19 protein-coding genes are annotated in these 16,717 nt (G+C 69.1%); 8 read left to right on the forward strand and 11 right to left on the reverse strand.

The genetic code is table 11. The features are described from left to right. Window positions 1-28 precede the first annotated feature (28 nt). Window positions 29-1,552 carry a pentapeptide repeat-containing protein gene (locus tag NP4_RS11200; protein WP_067996122.1) on the forward strand — a complete coding sequence of 508 codons (1,524 nt, stop codon included), beginning with the start codon at window positions 29-31 and terminating at the stop codon, window positions 1,550-1,552. Window positions 1,553-1,556: 4 nt separating this feature from the next. Here the strand turns inward: NP4_RS11200 and NP4_RS11205 are convergent, their stop codons facing one another. From NP4_RS11205 to NP4_RS11225, 5 genes are read right to left on the reverse strand one after another with little or no spacing between them, the layout of a single operon-like run. Further along, window positions 1,557-2,075: a F0F1 ATP synthase subunit B family protein gene (locus NP4_RS11205; protein ID WP_067996126.1), complete on the reverse strand. Its 519-nt coding sequence runs from the start codon at window positions 2,073-2,075 to the stop codon at window positions 1,557-1,559. Next, window positions 2,072-2,512, reverse strand: a complete 441-nt coding sequence (atpF, locus tag NP4_RS11210; RefSeq protein WP_067996128.1) for a F0F1 ATP synthase subunit B — start codon at window positions 2,510-2,512, stop codon at window positions 2,072-2,074. Before atpF ends, NP4_RS11205 begins: the two co-directional genes overlap by 4 nt. Window positions 2,513-2,516: 4 nt before the next feature. After that, window positions 2,517-2,777: an ATP synthase F0 subunit C gene (gene atpE, locus NP4_RS11215; RefSeq protein ID WP_067996131.1), complete on the reverse strand. Its 261-nt coding sequence runs from the start codon at window positions 2,775-2,777 to the stop codon at window positions 2,517-2,519. 13 nt (window positions 2,778-2,790) lie between these two features. Then, window positions 2,791-3,507 (reverse strand): F0F1 ATP synthase subunit A, encoded by a 717-nt coding sequence (atpB, locus tag NP4_RS11220; protein ID WP_067996133.1) that lies wholly within the window; start codon window positions 3,505-3,507, stop codon window positions 2,791-2,793. After that, window positions 3,504-3,866: a hypothetical protein gene (locus NP4_RS11225; protein WP_067996136.1), complete on the reverse strand. Its 363-nt coding sequence runs from the start codon at window positions 3,864-3,866 to the stop codon at window positions 3,504-3,506. Before NP4_RS11225 ends, atpB begins: the two co-directional genes overlap by 4 nt. 185 nt (window positions 3,867-4,051) lie before the next feature. On the opposite strand from NP4_RS11225, the gene NP4_RS11230 reads away from it, so the two are divergent. The 5 genes from NP4_RS11230 to NP4_RS11250 are packed head-to-tail and all read left to right on the forward strand — an operon-like array spanning window position 4,052 to window position 8,117. After that, the gene (locus NP4_RS11230; RefSeq protein WP_067996139.1) at window positions 4,052-4,273 is read left to right on the forward strand and encodes a hypothetical protein; all 222 of its coding nucleotides are present in this window, start codon (window positions 4,052-4,054) and stop codon (window positions 4,271-4,273) included. A 39-nt stretch (window positions 4,274-4,312) separates the two neighbouring features. After that, window positions 4,313-5,428: an alcohol dehydrogenase catalytic domain-containing protein gene (locus NP4_RS11235; RefSeq protein ID WP_067996142.1), complete on the forward strand. Its 1,116-nt coding sequence runs from the start codon at window positions 4,313-4,315 to the stop codon at window positions 5,426-5,428. A gap of 55 nt (window positions 5,429-5,483) precedes the next feature. Continuing rightward, window positions 5,484-6,239, forward strand: a complete 756-nt coding sequence (gene dapB / locus NP4_RS11240; protein ID WP_245998043.1) for a 4-hydroxy-tetrahydrodipicolinate reductase — start codon at window positions 5,484-5,486, stop codon at window positions 6,237-6,239. After that, entirely contained in the window at window positions 6,236-6,721 is a 486-nt protein-coding gene (locus NP4_RS11245) for a hypothetical protein (RefSeq protein WP_067996145.1), read from the forward strand. The genes dapB and NP4_RS11245 overlap by 4 nt, the downstream gene beginning before the upstream one ends. Window positions 6,722-6,764: 43 nt before the next feature. Continuing rightward, window positions 6,765-8,117 carry a TIGR01777 family oxidoreductase gene (locus NP4_RS11250; protein ID WP_067996148.1) on the forward strand — a complete coding sequence of 451 codons (1,353 nt, stop codon included), beginning with the start codon at window positions 6,765-6,767 and terminating at the stop codon, window positions 8,115-8,117. A 24-nt stretch (window positions 8,118-8,141) separates the two neighbouring features. Here the strand turns inward: NP4_RS11250 and NP4_RS11255 are convergent, their stop codons facing one another. Further along, window positions 8,142-8,984, reverse strand: coding sequence for a MerR family transcriptional regulator (locus NP4_RS11255; RefSeq protein WP_067996151.1), 843 nt, complete (start codon window positions 8,982-8,984; stop codon window positions 8,142-8,144). 135 nt (window positions 8,985-9,119) lie between these two features. On the opposite strand from NP4_RS11255, the gene NP4_RS11260 reads away from it, so the two are divergent. Continuing rightward, window positions 9,120-9,722, forward strand: coding sequence for a lipocalin family protein (locus NP4_RS11260; RefSeq protein WP_067996153.1), 603 nt, complete (start codon window positions 9,120-9,122; stop codon window positions 9,720-9,722). A gap of 174 nt (window positions 9,723-9,896) precedes the next feature. Next, window positions 9,897-11,219, forward strand: a complete 1,323-nt coding sequence (locus tag NP4_RS11265; RefSeq protein WP_067996156.1) for a cryptochrome/photolyase family protein — start codon at window positions 9,897-9,899, stop codon at window positions 11,217-11,219. Here the strand turns inward: NP4_RS11265 and puuE are convergent, their stop codons facing one another. Genes puuE through NP4_RS11290 form a run of 5 tightly spaced genes read right to left on the reverse strand, consistent with a single transcriptional unit; the run spans window position 11,220 to window position 16,636 of the window. Further along, the gene (gene puuE, locus NP4_RS11270; RefSeq protein ID WP_067996159.1) at window positions 11,220-12,122 is read right to left on the reverse strand and encodes an allantoinase PuuE; all 903 of its coding nucleotides are present in this window, start codon (window positions 12,120-12,122) and stop codon (window positions 11,220-11,222) included. It abuts the gene before it with no gap. A gap of 2 nt (window positions 12,123-12,124) precedes the next feature. Continuing rightward, window positions 12,125-13,198 carry an allantoicase gene (gene alc, locus NP4_RS11275; protein ID WP_082875765.1) on the reverse strand — a complete coding sequence of 358 codons (1,074 nt, stop codon included), beginning with the start codon at window positions 13,196-13,198 and terminating at the stop codon, window positions 12,125-12,127. Beyond that, window positions 13,195-14,409, reverse strand: a complete 1,215-nt coding sequence (locus NP4_RS11280) for a DUF6986 family protein (protein WP_067996161.1) — start codon at window positions 14,407-14,409, stop codon at window positions 13,195-13,197. The genes alc and NP4_RS11280 overlap by 4 nt, the downstream gene beginning before the upstream one ends. Continuing rightward, window positions 14,406-15,146 (reverse strand): aspartate/glutamate racemase family protein, encoded by a 741-nt coding sequence (locus NP4_RS11285; protein ID WP_067996163.1) that lies wholly within the window; start codon window positions 15,144-15,146, stop codon window positions 14,406-14,408. The genes NP4_RS11280 and NP4_RS11285 overlap by 4 nt, the downstream gene beginning before the upstream one ends. Window positions 15,147-15,151: 5 nt before the next feature. Further along, window positions 15,152-16,636: an NCS1 family nucleobase:cation symporter-1 gene (locus NP4_RS11290; RefSeq protein ID WP_067996166.1), complete on the reverse strand. Its 1,485-nt coding sequence runs from the start codon at window positions 16,634-16,636 to the stop codon at window positions 15,152-15,154. Window positions 16,637-16,717 lie beyond the last annotated feature (81 nt).

Genomic DNA, 16,717 nt, shown 5'->3' on the forward strand with positions numbered 1-16,717 from the left:
CGGCTATCATGCTGGCTACGATGCCGCTATGTGGTTGCGGGGGAGGTTCGGCGCCCGGCTGAGCCGGAGGGTGCGGCGCTCGGCGCTGCTGGTGTCGGTGGTGTTCGCGGTGGTCGTCGGTCTGGCGATCGCGGCACTCGCCTGGTGGTTGCTGTGGTGGTTGCTCGGCGCCAAGGCCGAGACGCCGAATCAGCTGGATCTCACCAAGATCGCGCTGTCGGTGGCCGCCGGGGTCGGCGGCGCGGTCGCCCTCGTGGTGGCCTATCGTCGGCAACGCGATTCCGAGCGCAGCCGCTTCGCCGAGCTGTTCGGCGCGGCGGCAAAGCAATTGGGCGATCCGGATGTGGCGGTGCGGATCGCGGGTGTCTACGCCATGGCGGGGGTCGCCGACGAATTCGAGGCCGGGAGTCGGCGACAGCAGTGCATCGACGTGCTGTGCGGATATCTGCGACTGCCCTATGAACCGGAGGCCGGTGCGAATCATCTGGTCAGCCGAACCGAGACGCGCGAGGGTGAGGCGAAGGTCGAACTGCGCTACCAATTCCGGCAGAACGACCGGGAGGTGCGGCGGGCGATCGTCGACGTCATCGTGGCGCATGTGCGGCCCTCGGCCGAGATCTCGTGGTCGGATCTGGATTTCGACTTCGCGGGGGCGATGTTGGAGGACGCCGACTTCCGATATGCCGTATTCGCCGGGGAGCGAACGTATTTCGCGCGGGCGGTGTTCACCGGATCGCGCGCGACCACCTTCGAGTACGCGCGGTTCATCGGGCGCTACATCTCGTTCCGCTATGCGGAGTTCCGGGGCGATCGGACCCTGTTCTCACAGGCCGAATTCGCGGCGAAGGAGGCCGCGCAGTCCGAGCGGCGAGGCAGCGGGGTGCAATTCGAGGGGGCACGGTTCCGGTCGAATGTCGCATTCACCCGAACCGTCTTCCGCGGCCCACAGCTCAGTTTCCGCGGCGCGAGTTTCGAGGCCATGGCCTCCTTCGACGAGGCACGACTGCTCACCGAGTCCAACGACTTCTACGCGGCCACCTTCTCCGAACTCACCTCCTTCACCGCGGCCAGGTTCCACGGCGCGCGGACCTCATTTCTGAAGACCACCTTCGACGGACCGCGGGTGCTGTTCAACGACGCCGAATTCGCCGGTGCGGCCAATGAATTCATCGGCACCCGATTCGAGGCGGGGGTCACCCGCTTCGACAACGCGCGCTTCGGTACGCGTTATCGCTGGCGTCAGGGTCCGCCCGTGCAGACGGCCTTCACCGATGCCGAATTCCACAACACGGTCTCCTTCGACGACGCCGTTCTGGGTGGGCGGGCGGTGACCTTCGGTGGGGCCGACTTCTTCGGCGAGATCTCCTTCCGCCGCACCAAATTCACCGCCGGTGAGATCGACTTCGCCAAGCCGCAGGCGTGGGTGGGCGCCAGCTTCTTCTGGGATCCGGATCCCCGGCTCAAACCGGCCAACGTCAAACCGGATCCCTGGCCCCCCGTACCGGCCGCGCCCCCGCCCGCCGAGGCGGACGAGGGCGCGGAACAGGATTGACGATCTAGCGCGTCGCCGCCGCCAATTCCGCCAGGAAGCGATCGATACTGTCGGACTTGGCCTTCGGCGAGTCGAGGCGGTCGCGCACCACGGCCTCGGCCCGATCGAGTACCGCGGCGGTGAGGTCGTGCCCGAGGTCCTCGCGCACCTGCCGCCGCAATTGCGCGACCCGGGCCATACCGTGCCTGCGCACCCGATCGACCTCGGCGGCCGCGGTTTCGCGGACCTGCGCCACGATGCGTTCGGCATCCGCGCGCGCCTCGCGGTGGATATCGGCCACCTCGGCGCGGGCGGTGGCGGCCGCCTCGGCGAAGGCCCGCTCGGCGGCGGCCAGTCGATCCGATGCCTGCGCGCTCTCGGTCAACTGCCCGTGAATCGTGCGCTGTGCCCGTGTCATCGTCGCCCGCAGCGGCGGCATCACCCATTTGACGAGTGCGCCGACGATGACGGCGAAGCCGATGAGCTGACTCAGGAATACCGGCCAGTTCCAGGCGATGTCGTAGATACCGTCGCGCTCGTTCACCTGCCGCTGCCTCCGATCACTCGATCCGCCAATGCGCGGGCCAAGGGGTCGATCCGGTCGCGCAGCCGCGCCGCGGTGCGGTCGGCGTGCGTGCGCAGTTCGATCCCGGCCTCGGCCACCATCTTGTCGGATCGCTCCCGGGCCTGCTCACGCGCGGCCAGCAGAATCGCCCGGCCCTCGGTCCGGGCCCGATCGCGCAGCCGCGCCGCCTCGGCGCGGGCCTCGGTGACCGAGGACCGATATCGGTCCTCGGCCGCGGCGAAGATCTGCCTGGCCCGGTCCGCGTCGGCGGCTGTCTTCGCCACGCGCGCTTCGCGTTCGGTCAGCACCGCCCGGATCGGCGGCACCACGAACAGTCGGATGACCGCCAGCGTGAACAGGAAGATCGATAATTCGACGAAAAAGGTGGCGTCGGGAATCAGGAAGTTCTGCTCCATGGCGTCACTTGCCCGGTGTGGCGAAGGCGAACAGCGCCATGAATGTCAGATTGATGAAGTACACGGCGTCGACCAGGCTGACGGCCATCAGATAGTTGCCGCGCAGCTTGCCCTCGGCCTCCGGCTGACGGGACACGCCGTTGATCAGCGCCGCACCGGCCATCCCGTTGCCATAGCCCGCGCCGATCGCGCCGCCGACCATCATCAGTCCGCCCGCGAGCAGGGCCGCCGCCTGGACGATCGTGGCATGGGTTACGTCGGTCATGATCTGTTTCCTTTCAGTGGCTTTCGCGCGCGGTGGCCTGACCGAAGTAGAGGATGGTCAGCAGCGCGAAGATGAAGGCCTGGATGAGGCCGACGAACAGGTCGAATATCTTCCAGGCGGCATTGGGACCCCAGCTGATCCAGGCCGGGAGCATCGCGATCACCGAGATCATCACCCCGCCCGCGAACATGTTGCCGAACAACCGCAGGGCCAGCGACAGCGGTTTCGCCAGTTCCTCGATCACATTGATGATCACCATCGGTCCCCAGCCCATATGCCCCTTCAGGACCTGTTTCACATGTCCGATCGGGCCGCGCCGCGCGATGCCCGCGGCCTGGTAGCAGAGGAATACGAACAGGGCGAGCGCATAGGTGAAGTTGACGTCCGCGGCGGGCGGTCCGAACAGTTCACCGTCGCCGTATTGCACCGGCAGCACCGACAACCAGTTCGACACAAGGACGAATACGAACAGCGTCACCGCCAGGGGCAGCACGAACGGCGAGAGTCGCAGTCCCACCGCGTTTTCCACCTGACCGCGCAACTGCACCGTCACGGTCTCGAAGAACAGTTGGACGCCGTTCGGGACCCCGGTGGTGAGCTTGACGCGCAGCCAGAACGCGAGCCCGAGCACCGCACCGGCCGCGATCGCGGTGGCGAGAACGGTGTCGACATGCACGCTGTAGCCGAATATTCGCGCCGTCTCATGGTGTCCCACTTCGACTTTCGTCATCGCGCACCGCGCAGGACCGGTATCGCGACCCGCAGCGCGGCCAGCAGCTGAAAGGCCGCCAGTCCGAACAGGATCGCGAATCCGTCGGGGCGCGCCGCTACGGCGACGATCAGTGCGAGCACGGTGATCCCGAGCAGCCGCAGCCCCGCGCTCGCGGCCAGCAGTTGCCTGCCCGATTCGATATTTCCGGCGATCCGCGCCGCCGCGACCTCGGTGAGCCAGGCGTTGAGCCAGCCCAATCCCATTCCAGTGCAAAGGAATACACCCGATAGGAGCCGATCCACCAGCCCGGCGATCGCGAGAATCAGGATTCCCGCCGCGGCGGCCATGATGGGACGGCGGTCTCCGTTGACCGTCATCTACCCTCCCGTAGTGAACTTGTGACGATGTGTAGTGGAGCTACTACACAGGGCCACGCCTTCAGTATTGCTTACTACAGTCGGTAGTACAAGGGTTCCGGACAAATCGGACATTAGAATGTGTTGCCTCGCCGAGGTATCCGCCTTCCGGCGTGGTCGCGCCCCGGCGCGCTAGCCTTCCCGGCGTGACGACCGAAGAACCACCGCTCGTCCTCGTCCGCGACGAGCCCGCGGCGATCTCGGCCCGAGCGAGCCTGTTCGAGGCCATCGCCCAGGAGGCCGGGGCGGTCGCGGACCTACAGCCCGGCAATGCCGCCGGTGCGTTGGCCGAGCTGGCCCGCGCCTACGCCCTCATCGCGTCCACCGAGGTCACCACCACGGCCGGGCTGACCGCGCGTTCCTCGTAGTGGGTGACCGGCCCGATCGCGCGAGGTAGCGTCGCGGGCATGAGGATTCGTGGGGCCGTGTTGGAGCGGATCGGTGATCCGGCGCCGTTCGCTGATTCCGAGCCGATCGTGATCGATGAGCTGGAACTCGGCGAGCCGCGACCGGGGGAGCTGCTGGTCCGCATCGAGGCGGCGGGGCTGTGTCATTCGGATCTGTCGGTGGTGGACGGCAATCGGGTGCGACCGGTGCCGATGCTGCTCGGACACGAGGCCGCGGGTCGGGTGGAGCGGATCGGGCCCGGCGGTAGCGATCTGGCGGTCGGGCAGCGGGTGGTGATGACCTTCCTGCCGCGCTGCGGTGCGTGCGAGGGCTGTGCCACCGACGGGAAGACGCCCTGTGTGCCGGGCAGCGTGGCCAACAACGCGGGCGAACTGCTCGGCGGCGGGCGGCGGCTGAGCCGGGACGGCCAGGCCGTACATCACCACCTCGGTGTATCGGGTTTCGCGACCCATGCCGTGGTCGATCGGCGCTCGGTGGTGCCGGTCGACGACGATGTGCCGCCGGAGGTGGCGGCTGTGCTCGGCTGCGCGGTGCTGACCGGCGGTGGGGCGCTGCTGAATTCGGCGAAGCCGGGGCCGGGGGATCGGATCATGGTGGTCGGGCTCGGCGGGGTGGGTATGGCCGCGGTGCTGGCGGCCGCGTCGCTGCGCGCGGAACTCGGCAGCGAGGTCATCGCCGTCGACACCCTGCCCGAAAAGCTGACGCTGGCAACCGAACTCGGCGCGACCCAGGTGTACACGCCCGCGGAGGTGGCCGAGCGGGGAATCGTGGCCGAGGCCGTCGTCGAGGCCGCGGGCAATGTGCGCGCCTTCGAGACCGCGGCGGCCGCGACCGCGGCGGGCGGCACCACGGTGACCGTCGGACTGCCGAATCCCGAAGCGCGGGCGAGTATTTCGCCGCTGGCGCTGGTAGCGGGCGGACGTTCGATCGTGGGCAGCTATCTCGGCTCGGCGGTCCCCGCGCGCGACATTCCCGAGTACGTGCGGATGTGGCGGTCCGGGCGGCTGCCGGTGGAGCGACTGGTATCGGCGCGGATCGGGCTCGACGAGATCAATCACGCCATGGACGAGCTCGCGGCCGGGCACGGGCTGCGGCAGGTGATCGTCTTCGACTGAAGTGCGGGCGATAGGCTCGCAGCCGACAGTTCGTTCGGCAGGTGAGGAGTTGACGGTGACCACGAACCCGATCCGGGTGGGTGTGCTCGGTGCGCGCGGCAAGGTCGGGCAGGCCGTCTGCGCGGCCGTCGATGCGGCCGCGGACCTGGAACTGGTCGCCGCGGTCGACAAGGACGACGCGCTGGACGTCTTCACGGCCCATCAGACCCAGGTCGTGGTCGATTTCACCCATCCCGACGTGGTGATGCCGAACCTGCACTGGCTCGTCGAAAACGGCATCCACGCCGTGGTCGGCACCACCGGCTTCGACGCCGCGCGGTTGGCCGAGGTGCGCGGCTGGCTGGCCGAGCGGCCCGAGGTCGGCGTGCTGATCGCGCCGAATTTCGCGATCGGCGCGGTGCTGTCGATGCGCTTCGCCGAACAGGCCGCGCGCTGGTTCGATTCGGTCGAGGTCATCGAACTGCACCACCCGAACAAGGCCGACGCGCCCTCGGGTACCGCCTACCGCACGGCCGGAATCATCGCCGAGGCGCGCAAGCAGGCGGGCGTCGGTCCGAGCCCGGACGCGACCACCACCGAACTCGACGGGGCCCGCGGCGCGAGCGTCGACGGCGTGCGGGTGCATTCGGTACGTCTGGCCGGACTCGTCGCCCATCAGGAGGTGCTGTTCGGCACCCAGGGCGAGACCCTCACCATCCGCCACGACTCGATCGATCGCAGCTCCTTCGCCCCCGGTGTGCTGCTGGGCGTGCGGCAGATCGGCGCCCGTCCCGGTCTGACCGTCGGTCTCGATCCGCTGCTGGACCTGTGAACGCCCCCGATCGGCAGATCCTCAAAACCGTCGGCCTGCTCGCCTTCCTGGTGCTGGCGCTGGCGTTCTACTTCCTGCTGTTGGGTCGGATCGCGGTGGAACTCATCGGGACCGGCAAACCCGCTGCCCTGGCCATGGGCATCGGCGTGCTGATCCTGCCCGTGGTCGGGCTGTGGGTCGTGGCCACCAGCATTCGCGCGGCCCTGTCGCATCAGCGCCTGGCCCGCCGCATTCACGACGAGGGTCTGGAGCTCGATACCGCCGACCTCCCGCGCCGACCCTCGGGCCGCCTCGAAAAGCCCGCCGCCGACGCCCTTTTCGAGCAGGTCAAAAAGGAATGGGAAGCCGACCCGGACAACTGGCGCACCAATTATCGCGCCGCCCGGGCCTACGACTACGCGGGCGATCGCGGCCGGGCGCGCGAAACCATGCGTCGCGCGGTCGAGCTGGAACGCGCGGAACGCGACGCCCGGCGCAGCTAGCGCGCCGACGTTTCGATCCGTCGTCCTTGGCTACAGTCGGACAATGAGCATCGAATGTTCGAGCGTCGTCGCGGCACCTCGGGCCGAGGTGTTCGACTGGTTCGCCCGACCCGGGGCGTTTCGACGATTGGCCCCGCCGTGGCAGCCGGTCGATATCGCCGCCGAGTCCGAATCGCTCGCCGACGGGCGCGCGGTGCTGCGGCTGCCGGGCGGGCTGAAATGGGTGGCCCGCCACGACGCCGAGGCCTACGACCCGCCGCATCGCTTCGTCGACCGGATCGCCGTGGACGGCCTGGCCTCCGTGCCGATCGGGCGGTTGATGCGATGGCGGCACACCCACGAATTCGAGGCGGTCGACGACGGGCACACCCGGGTGATCGATCGGGTCGACACGCCGATCCCGGCGGCTGCCCTGCGCCCGATGTTCGACTATCGCTACCGCCAGCTCGCCGACGACCTGGCCGCGCACGCGCGCGCCGCGGCCCGTGGATTCGGGCCCGCCACGATCGCCGTCACCGGGGCCTCGGGCCTCGTCGGGTCGGCGCTGACCGCCTTCCTCGGCACCGGCGGCCATACGGTGATCCGCCTGGTCCGTCACGCGCCGGCGAAATCCGATGAGCGGCAATGGAATCCGGACGATCCGGCACCGGATCTGCTGGACGGCGTCGACGCGGTGATCCATCTGGCGGGCGCGTCGATCGCCGGGCGATTCACCGATGCGCACAAGCGCGCCATCGCCGACAGCCGGATCGGGCCCACCCGCGCCCTGGCCGAGCGCGCCGCCGCCGCGGGCGTCGCCACCTTCGTCTCCGCCTCCGCGATCGGCTATTACGGTGCTGATCGTGGGGATGAGGTGCTCGATGAAAGCGCCTCGCGCGGTACGGGTTTCCTCGCCGACGTGGTCACCGACTGGGAGGCGGCATGCGCCCCGGCCGAGGCGGGTGGGGTGCGGGTGGTGCGGGTGCGCACCGGCCTGGTGCAATCGCCGAGCGGCGGCACCCTGCGGCTGCTGCGGCCGCTGTTCGCCGCCGGACTCGGCGGCCGCATCGGCGACGGGCGGCAGTGGCAGTCATGGATCGGGATCGACGACCTGATCGACATCCACCATCGCGCGCTGTGGGACGCAGAGTTGTCCGGACCTGTGAATGCCGTTGCGCCGCAGCCGGTTCGCAACAGCGAATACACCCGGGTCCTAGCCCGGGTGCTGCATCGGCCCGCACTGCTGCCGGTGCCGAAATTCGGTCCCGCGCTCATCCTGGGCGGTGAGGGCGTCGACGAACTCGCCGCCGCGAGTCAGCGGGTCGCGCCCGCACGGCTGGCCGCTGCCGGACACCACTTCCGCGACGCGGATCTGGAGTCGGCGCTGCGGCATGTACTCGGCCGGACCGGCGGATAGTGATGCGCATCGACTGCGCATCGTTCAGCTCAACGCGTCGACCGCGGCTTCGAGACTGGCGATGTGGCGCACCTCACCGGGCAGCAGCGTCGTCGACCAGCCCGGACCGCCGACCAGCACCCGCGCGCCCGCCGCGAGACAGGCCGATACCGTCGTGGCCAGGGCGGTGGATTCGTGATTGGACCACAGCAGGATCGCGGGCCGCGCATTGTGCCGGGACAGGGTGTCGGTGAGGGCGGTCGCGGGCACGTCGGCGCCGAGCATCAGGGCGGGTGTGTCGCGTTCGGCCAGGGCCGCGCGCAGTACCTCGAGGGGTAGTGCGTGATGTTCGCCGCTGGTGCAGGCCAGCACGGCCGACGGCGGTTCCGTCGACACCGGCGGCGGCGCGACGCGTTGCAGCACCGCGGTGATGCACCAGGACAGCAGGTGCTCCACATCGACACAGCCGACGCCGCTGTCCTGTTCGGCCACGAGTTCGGCAAAGGCGGGGCGGCACAGATCGTTCCAGGTGTCGGCCACCCCGAATTCGCCGAAATGCTTGTACAGCAGGCTCGTAACCGTCGAGGTGTCCAGGGCGAAGGCCGCGCGCAGCAGCGCCGCGCGATCGCCGAAGGCGACCAGCGGTCCGCGCACGGCCTCGGCCGCACCCGCGGGGCTGGATCCGGCGCGAATGAGGGCCAGCATGCGTTCGAGCGTGGCGATATCGGCCTCGGTGTAGAGCCGATGCTTGCCCCGGCGATGCTGGGACGGCCCGATTCGATAGCGCTGATTCCAACTGCGCAGCGTGGCCGTCGGGATACCGAGCCGGTCCGCGACCGCGCGCACGGTGTATCCCGCGACGACATCGGAAACCGGACCGGCGGACATGGGCTCATTCTGCCTGTTTCGACACGCCGTTATCGACTGGGTTCGGCACCCAGCGAGTCGACGTTTCCTGGGAGTTGCATCGATTATGCATCGATGTGCGTAAGATGGGGGAGTATCGACAACGAAGGAGTTCCAGTGCTCTCGCTTCGCTCGACTCGTATCTCCCGCATCCTCGCCGCGGCGACGCTGCTCGTGGCCGCGCCCGCGCTGGCGGCGGCCACCGCGACGGCCGCGCCACCCGCACCGGTCCCGCAGCTGGATCTCGCCCGCTATCTCGGTGTCTGGCATCAGCTGGCGGCCGTGCCGCAGTATTTCAATCTGGTCTGCGCCCGCGACACCCGCGCCGAATACGCGCTCGACGCCCAGGGCAATGTCTCGGTGCACAACACCTGCACCACGTGGGCGGGGACGCCCAACGAGATTCGCGGCACGGCCACGGTCAACGACACGGCCACCGGCGCGCAACTGCACGTCAGCTTCCCGGGCGTACCCACGCAGGAGGCGCTGAGCGGCCCGACCAACTACATCGTGACCGCGCTCGGCCCGGACTATTCGTGGGCCCTGGTCACCGATCCGGGCCGGATCTCCGGCTTCGTCCTGTCCCGCACGCCGCAATTGGCCGCGACCGAATGGCGGGCCGTGCGCGACGCGATCGCCGCGGCCGGTGAGAACCCCTGCCTGTATCTGACCTCACCCACCTCGGGCGGAACCGACGCCATCGCGCCGCTGTGTGTCTGAGCGGCTGGCCGCTGTGTGTCTGAGCGGCTGCGCCGCTGTGCGCCTGAGCGGCTTTCCACGACGCGACGCCCGCGAGGGTCGCGCCGCCGGCGGGTCTGAGCCGCCGCGTCGGTCGGCGCGGCCCTCGTGGGCGTCGCCTCATCCCCGTACCCGAAACCCCTTGGAGCCGAACCGATGACCGTCACCGTGGTGCTGTTCACGCGGGATCTGCGGGTGCGGGACAATCCGGCGCTGGTGGCCGCGCATCGCGAGGGCGCGGCGGTGGTGCCGCTGTTCGTGGTGGACGAGCGGATCGTCGCCGGGCGGCGCAGTTCACCCAATCGCGCCCGCTTCCTGGCCGCGGCGCTGGCCGAGCTGGACGACGAATTACGCGGCCTCGGTGGGCATCTGGTGGTGCGCTACGGCGATGTCGTCGATGTCGTGGCCGATGTCGTGCGCGAGGTGCATGCCGACAGCCTGCATCTGGCCGCCGATGTGAGCTGGTACAGCCGCGCGCGGGAGGAGGCGCTGCGCAAGCGGCTGGCACCGCGCGACTGTCTGGTCCACACCCATGCCGCCTCGGTGACCACCACCGATCCCGCCGAGCTGACCCCGGCCACCGGGCGCGATCATTTCGCCGTATTCACCCCGTATTACCGCCGCTGGCTGGAACATCCGCGCCGCCGCCCGCTCGCCGCGCCCCGCGATCTGGTCATTCCGCCGGTGCGCGGCGAAGCGCTGCCCCGATTCGACGACAGCCGGGACGGCAGTTCGCCGGGTCTGGTCGTGGGCGGCGCGATCACCGCCCGAAAAGCCCTGCGCCGCTGGCTGTCCGGACCCGCCGACGAATACGCCACCGCGTCCGACGATCTGGCCGCCGACGTCACCTCCCGGCTGTCGCCGTATCTGCATTTCGGCTGCCTGTCGCCGATCGAGGTCCTGCATCGGATCGATCTGGACTCACCCAGCGGCGAGGCCTTCGCGCGCCAGCTGGCCTGGCGTGACTTCCATCATCAGGTCCTCGCCGCGCGACCGGAGGTGGGTTGGAAAGATTACCGGCCCAGGCCGATTCGCTGGCGCGAGGATCCGCACGCGGTCCGCGCCTGGCAGGACGGCCGCACCGGCTTCCCGATCGTGGACGCCGGCATGCGGCAACTGCGCGAGGAGGGCTGGATGCCCGGCCGCGCCCGCCTGATCACCGCCAGCTTCCTCACCAAATCGCTGCGCGTGGATTGGCGGATCGGCGCGGAGCATTTCCGGCGCTGGCTGGTGGACGCGGATGTGGCCAACAACCAACTCAATTGGCAGTGGACCGCGGGCACCGGCACCGATACCCGCCCCAACCGCGTCCTCAACCCGCTGCGCCAGGCCGACCGCTTCGACCCGGACGGCGAATACGTTCGCCGCTGGATTCCGGAGCTGCGACAGCTGGACGGGGCGAGTGTGCATCGGCCGTGGCGCGCGGGGATACTCGCGGCGGACTACCCCGCGCCGATCCTCGAATGCAACGGGATGTAGCTAGCGCGGCGGATGTACCTTCGCCCAGTGCTCGGCGATATCGATGCGGCGGGCCAACCACACCTTGTCGTGGGACCGCACGTAGTCCAGGAAACGGTTGAGCGCCGCCGCCCGTGCCGGGCGCCCGGCGAGGCGGCAGTGCAGGCCGACGGACAACATCTTCGGCGCGCCCGCCGCGCCCTCGGCGTAGAGGGTGTCGAAGGCGTCGCGCAGATAGGCGAAGAACTCGTCGCCGTTGGCGAAACCCGCGGGCGAGGAGAACCGCATATCGTTGGCCTCCAGCGTGTACGGCACCACCAGATGATCGGTGTCGTGTACGCGCACCCAGTAGGGCAGATCGTCGGCGTAGGAGTCCGCGTCGTAGGCGAAGCCGCCGTGCTCGACCACCAGTTCGCGGGTCTGCGGCGAATCGCGGCCGGTGTACCAGCCGCGCGGCGGTTCGCCGAACAGCTCGGTGATGATCCGCACCGCCTCGGCCATATGCTTGCGCTCGGTCTCGGCATCGGTCATCTGATACGAGATCCACCGCAATCCGTGGCTGGCGATCTCGTACCCATTGCGCCGAAATGCCGCGACCGCTTCGGGATTGCGCTCGAGCGCCCGCGCGACGGCGAACACCGTCAGCGGGATGCCGCGCGATTCGAAGGCCCGCAACACCCGCCACAGCCCGGCCCGCGATCCGTATTCGTACAGCGACTCCATACTCATGTGCCGATTCGGAAACGCCTGGGCCGGAACGATATCCGACAGGAAGGTCTCCGAGCCCGGATCGCCGTCCAGGACGCTGTTCTCCCCGCCCTCCTCGTAGTTGAGGACGAACTGCACGGCGATATTCGCCTCGCCGGGCCAGTGCGGATGCGGTGGGGTGGGCCCGTAGCCCACCATATCGCGGGGTTGGGTCACGCTCACTCCTGTTCTCCGCGAAGACCTTCCAGCGCCGCGTCGGCCAGTGCGCCGAGGGCGGGTTCGGCGCGCAGCCGCTCCCGGGCGGCCTCGGTCAGCGTGCCGTAGAGGCGAAGTCGCGCGAATCCGCCGTCGGGGTACACGTCCAGCCGCGCCTCGGTGACCGGCTCGGCCACCTCGATGGCGAAGCGGTGCCGGGTGTCGGGCTGCAGATCGACCCGCGGCAGCAGTTCGACTTCGGTTCCGTCGGAACGAATTCCGGTCAGCCGCGCCGCGCCGGGGGAGTTGAACAGGAAGTAGGAGGTGTCGATCTCGGCGGTGCGCAGTACACCCTCGCCGGTCAGCCGCACCCGCACCCAGTCGTTGCCGCCGTCGCGACGCCGCGCGGTCTCCCAGCCGTCGCCCATGACCCGGGCCCGCCCGGGCATCAGCAGATTCTGTGGATGGGAGTAGAAGCGGTTGGAGCAGTCGGTCACCAGTCCGCCGTTCTCCAGCGCCGCCAGATCGAACGGGCCCGAATCCAGCCAGCGCGGGTCGGGTTTCGCCAACCCGTGCACGCGCAGTCGCGCCACGCCGCCGTCGGGGAACATGCTCAGCCGCACATGGGTGAACTGCCGTTCGGATTCGACGACGAATGGGTTCTCGGCGTCGCCGTTCACCTTCGAGCGCGGCACCAGGGTAATCCAGTCGGTGCGGGCGGCGAGCTCGTCCGCCGATGGATACCCCTGTGCCAGTAGACCTTCCACCGCGATCTCGGGCGGATAATTGCCCTTGAACCACGCGGTGTCCACCACCACGCCGCGGATCACGCCGGGTACGCCGAGCCGCACGATGGCCCGGTCGGCATCATCGGAGTCGGGGGCCGCGCCGTGGGAACGCCGTCGCCGCCGGGTCTCCCAGCCGTCGTAGACCTGGCCCTTGTGGCCGAAGGTCGCGGCGGTGAAGGTCGCGGCCTCGGGCCGGATGAGATTCTCCTTCTCCGCGAAGGATTCGTCGTCGGCCCATACGACCGCACCGCCGAGGGTGCGTACGGCCAGATCGGGCAGCAGGGTGAATTCGGTGCCTTCGCCGCTCATAGGATGGGCAGTTTCCTTTCTCGCAACTGATTGAGCACCGCGACCGTGGCGGCCGGTGCCAGCGCCGTGACGTCCTCGGATCCGTATGCGCCGCAGTCCAATCCGCGCAGTACGACCGTTGCGAGCGCCTGCGCGGTGGCCGGTTCGTCGACCACCGCGCCGCCCTGGCGCCGCAGATACCGATCGATGCGCGGCGCGGCCGCGGCGAGCGCGCCCCGGAAGAATGCGAAGGTGGCCGCCCAGCGTGTCACCAGATGGCCCGGATGCATATCCCAGCCCTGGTAGTAGCCGCGCTCGAGCGAACGGGTGACCAGACGGAAGTGCCGGGCGACCGCCGCGGCCACCGCATCGTCGGCGCCGACCGGCATGACCTGGGTGGATCCGTCGCACACCCATACGCCGGTCTGCGCGGCGGCGGCCTGCATGACGGCCTTGGCGTGATCGGCGACCGGATGTTCGAGCGACTGGAACTGCGGGGAGATGCCGCAGGCCGCGCTGTAATCGTAGGTGCCGTAATGCAATCCGCTGCAGCGTCCGGCCGAGCGATGGATGGCGCGGGCCACCGTCGCACTGCCGTCGGCCCCGATCACCGCCTGCGGGCTCTCGATCTGAAGCTCGAAACGCAGTGCGCCCGAGGGTAATCCGTGCGCGGATTCGATCTCTTCGCACAGTCGCACGGCGACCGCGGCCTGTTCGGCCGAACGGATCTTCGGAACGGTGAACACGAAACCGTCGGGCACCCCGCCCGCGCCGTCGAGGACGCGCTCGAGCGTGCGCACGGCCCGTTCCCATTCCGCGCTGGTGAGCCCCTTGATCCGAATGCCGCGGAAGCGGACCGTCGCGGGCAGCGCCGACAGGATCTGCCCGGCGCGAATGGCGTCGCGGTCCTCGATCTCGTCGCCGCGGTTGCCGTAGCCGTCCTCGAAATCCAGGCGCAGATCCTGAATCGGATTGTGCGCCAGGGTGGTACGGACACGGGTGAGCACCTCGACGCCCGCCAGCTCGGTGAGCGGATCGCGGTGACGTTCGGCGAGCCCGAGCGCGGCCGCGCCCCACTCGTCGGGCAGATCCTTGGTGGCGTCGGCGGCGCAGACGTAGGCGGTGTGGATCGGCTGGCCGGGCCGGTCACCGGGACAGTGCCGGGCCAGATCCGCGTCGATCTCACGCAGGCGGGCGGCCAGACCGCCCAGGAATTCGGGGGGCAGCTTCACTGGACAGCTCCATCGGTGCCGAAGGCGGACAGTAGGCCGGTGTAGTGCTTGGGCGGCGGTGCGGCGAACTCACCGCGGCCGGACTTGCGTAGACCCAGCGTAACCAGCGATTGCACACCCAGGGTGGCCGCGGCGACGCCGTCGACGACCGGGACGCCGACCTCCTCGGTGAGGTGTGCGCACAGATCGGCCATGCCCGCGCAGCCCAGTACGACCGCATCGGAGCCGTCGGCGGCGACCGCGGCCCGGCAGGCATCGGCGATGACCGTGCGGACCTTGGGATCGTCGAGCTCGAGCACCGGGATATCGGTGGCGTGCACGCCCAGGCAGAATCGCCGCATCCCGTAGCGCTCGGCCAGATCCAGCGCCTGCCCGACGGTCCGTGACAGCGTGGTCACGACGCTGAAGCCGCGGCCCAGACGGCTGGCCGCGGACATGGCCGCCTCGGCGATTCCGAGTACCGGACCGCGCGCCAGCTCCCGCGCGGCGTACAGGCCCGGATCGCCGAAGCAGGCGATGACATAGCCGTCGACGCCCTCGGCCTCGCCGCGCGCGATCTCGGCGAGCAGCCCCGGCACCGCGAGCGCCTCGTCGTAGTGGCTCTCGATGGAGGCCGGGCCCATGGTCGAGGTGACCGCCTGCACGACCGTGCCCGGACCGGCCACGGCCCGGGCGCATTCGTCGATGACGGCGGTCATCGCGGCGGTCGTATTCGGATTGATGACGCGGATTCGCATATTCCTCACGGGGTTTCGGGGACGGGTAGGCGCAGCGGGCCGCGGGTGGCCAGGATCGGATACGCGATCAGGCCGATGGCGCAGCCGATGAACCAGCTGTACTGCGCCGCGGTGTACATGCCGGTGATGTCGCCCGCGGTCAGTACCGGGAAGACCGCGGCGGTCGCACCGACGAGGGTGGTGACGATCGCGGCGGGGTTGTAACCCCGTCGGTACCAATAGCTGCCGCGCGGGGACAGGGTGAACAGGTCGTCGACCACCACCCGCTGGCGGCGCACCCGGTAGTAGTCGGCGATGAGCACGCCGAACAGCGGGCCCACGCACGCGCCGAGGGTTTCCAGCGTGTAGTGGATGACCTGCGGATTGTTGTAGAGGTTCCACGGCGTGATCACCAGCGAGCCGACCGCGGCGATCATGCCGCCGCCGCGCCAGCTGATCTTCCGCGGATTCACATTCGAGAAGTCGAAGGCGGGGGAGACGAAGTTCGCGACGATATTGATGCCGATGGTCGCGACGGTGAAGGTCAACGCGCCCAGCACGATCGCGGTGGTGTTGTCGATGCGCGCGACCGTCTGCACCGGATCGGTGATGAGTTCACCGTAGACCGGTACCGTCAGCGCGGCGGTGACCACGACCAGCAGCGAGAACACCAGGAAATTGAGCGGCAGCCCGAGCAGATTGCCGCGCTTGATCGCGGTGAACGAGCGGCCGTAGCGGGCGAAGTCGCCGAAGTTCAGCATCGGCGCGGAGAAATACGACACCACCAGCGCCACCGCGCCCAGCATCACCGGCACCGCCGACCAGCCGGTGTGGGTCACCGTGGTCAGATTCAGATCGATGGCACCCCAGCCCGCCCTCGCGAGCAGATATCCGCACAGCACGAACATCACGACGTAGACCGCGGGGCCGCAGAAATCGATGAATTTGCGGATCGATTCCATCCCGCGCCAGAACACCGCGGCCTGCAGCACCCACAGCACCAGATAGCTGCCCCACCCCAGCGCCGACAGTCCGAGAAATCCGTAGTCCGCGGCCACCGCGTACCGTGCGAGCCCCGGAAACAGCTTGATCAGCACCACATCCAGCGCCGCGGAGGCGAGATAGGTCTGAATTCCGTACCAGGCCACCGCGATCAGGCCGCGGATGACCGCCGGAATATTGGCGCCCAGCACCCCGAAGGCCACGCGGGAGATGACCGGATACGGCACACCGGTGCGCTGACTCGGCTTGGCGACCAGATTGCAGAACAGATGCACCACGGCGATCCCGAGCACCAGCGCGAGCAGTACCTGCCAGCTGGCCAGGCCGAGGGCGAACAGGCTGCCCGCGGTGACATAGCCGCCCACGCTGTGCACATCCGACATCCAGAAGGCGAAGATGTTGTAGACGCCCCAGGTCTGTTTCTCCAGCGGAGCCAGGTCGGCGTTGGTGAGCCGCGGGTCGTAGGCGGGTGTGACGGCCTCCGCCGGCGGCGCAACGGTCTCACTCAAGTCGCACGTCCGATCGTCTGTCCCGCACCGCGGGAACTGGATTCGGCGACGCTATCGAGCCGGTATTGCCGCTTTGTTGCG

It is taken from the genome of Nocardia pseudobrasiliensis NBRC 108224 (assembly GCF_001613105.1).
In the GTDB taxonomy this organism is placed as follows: domain Bacteria; phylum Actinomycetota; class Actinomycetes; order Mycobacteriales; family Mycobacteriaceae; genus Nocardia; species Nocardia pseudobrasiliensis.